This is a genomic window from Tabrizicola sp. (assembly GCF_051645465.1).
Lineage (GTDB): Bacteria > Pseudomonadota > Alphaproteobacteria > Rhodobacterales > Rhodobacteraceae > Tabrizicola.
The window spans coordinates 1-2101 of record NZ_JBOFBI010000038.1; the positions used below are offsets into that span (position 1 = coordinate 1).

A 2101-nucleotide genomic window follows, 5' to 3' on the forward strand; every position below is an offset into this window, starting at 1 on the left:
TTTCGTCAATACCCTGATCAAAAGCGCCGCCACAGGCAAAACGGGACAACCCGTCTGCATGGGCTAAAAGGAAAGTTGCTTTACAAGTCGGGAAAAACTATCGCAACAAACCGTGCGACGGAACGTCTGTACTTTCACAATTCATACAAGAACACCAACGTCGTACCACCAACGTCGCACCAAGCCGTCCCGGCGCTTCCGGATCCTTCCCGGAAAAGTCTTCTCTCACCTCCATAATATTAGCATAGCTGAACCATGAAATAAATTGTGGTCTGACATATTCGTTCTTTTCAATCACGCGTTGTATATACTTTCGGCGAGACATGCCTTGCGGGAACCGGCCCGATATATAGCGATATTTCATGACATCTGATCAAAATGTGGCGGGGTGGTCGCGGCACACCTGGTCGCTGTCGCGACCTTGCCAACATCGAAAATCGTGCCAACTGCCCTGTCGCTGGTCGGCGCTATCCTGCGCAAAACGATTCGATTCTCGGCCAATACTGGCTCATGCCGGCGGAAGGTCGCCCGCCAATTCGGCCAGATAAGCCTCGATCCGGGGAAGGCCGGTCTGACCGTCGATGGCCCAGGCATCATCCCGGCGCCCCGCATCCAGCCCACGCGCAGCTTCCCACCCGTCTTCCAGCCCGTCGCCATCGCTGTCCGCGCGACGTGGCGCAGGGGGCAGGTCTGACCATCCGGCGACCTGATCAATCCGATCGATGACATGCCCCCGGCAAAGCCGCAGATCCTCGAGCACCAGCGCGTCCAGCCGATCGGGCGGTCGGCCCCTCTCCAGGCGGTCGCCGGCAACACGTGGCACGAGGTCCAGCACTTCGTCCGAGCGCCGCGCCGCAACCGATGCGGGCTTGCGCGGATCGTCAGACACCTGCCCGGTCGCTGCCTCGGTCAGGATCGGCAGGCCCTCAGTCCCGGTGCAGTCCGGCCGACGCATCGCAAGGTTGTCACGCACGACCAGCGAGATACTGTACTCGGGTGAAAAGTCGAAGGTTTCGATCGCTGTCGCCGCGTTCTGCGTAGTACTAGGCCCGGTAAGGGCGACGTTTCCGACATAGACGAAATTCAGATTGCCGGTCAGGTCGTAGAGTTCGGCAAACTGGCTGATGGGGTTATAGAAAATATTGTTCACCACCTCGATCGGTCCGACGTCGGTGCCGTTCACGTCCGGGTTGCGGTCGCGGTTGTGGGCGAACAAGTTGCCCCACAGAGTGATGCGGCCGCAGTCGTTCAGCAACCCGTCGCTGGAACAGATGAGCGCCCCCTTGGAATGCCCGCCATCCGGGTGCGTCGACCGGTTGAGGCTCAGCGCGACGATGCTCCGTTCGAGGGTGATGTCGGACACTGATGACCGGGTGACCTGAATGCTGAAGTTCTCATCGGTGGCGAACATTAAGGACAGGTTGCCGAAATAAAGCCGCGAGCCATTCTCAATCGACAGTGCGTCGACGGTGGACGAGGGGGTGACGCTGGGACCGGGACGCAGCTTCAGGAACCGCACGACGATGTCATGCACATTCACCAGCACGAGTGGTGCGTGCAGCGATTGGCCGTTACGCAGTTGAATGCCTTGCCCCGGCGCGGTCTGGCCCGCGATGTAAATGTTGGAGCCGACAAGGATCGGCCGGTCTAGTGTGATCGTTCCGCTAACGTCGAAGACGCAAACGCGGGGCTCGCCGCCGGTTTCGGCGCAAGCCCGCAGCGTGCCGGGACCCTCATCCGCGAGCGAGGTCACGGCGACGATCTCGCCGCCGCGCCAGCCGGTCGCGGATTTGCCAAAGCCGATCGCGCCCGGGAACGCCACGTCTGAAACCGGCTCCGCAATGGCCAGCGGTGCGGCTGCGCAAAGCGCAAGGCCCGCCCGCGCCAGCCTGCCTGCCCAACACTGAACTGTCATGGATTGCCTCATCGCATCTGTACTGCCCTATCGCGATGCCAGAACCATATCGCGGATCTCCGACCCGTTCCCGAAGGTCCGGACTTCTTGAAGCCTGCCATCTTTCGTCATGCCGAAAAGCGTCGCGTCGTTGCGGCCCGTGGCATCGTCGGTCCGCGTCACCAGCAAAAAGCCTCCCGGCCCCTT

The 2101-nt window shown here is 61.0% G+C and carries 1 protein-coding gene; it reads right to left on the bottom strand.

Annotation, left to right across the window (positions count from 1 at the left end):
- Nucleotides 1–508: 508 nt before the first annotated feature.
- Nucleotides 509–1915, bottom strand: coding sequence for a pectate lyase family protein (locus ACRCSW_RS02180; RefSeq protein ID WP_438702350.1), 1407 nt, complete (start codon nucleotides 1913–1915; stop codon nucleotides 509–511).
- Between the last annotated feature and the right edge of the window lie 186 nt (nucleotides 1916–2101).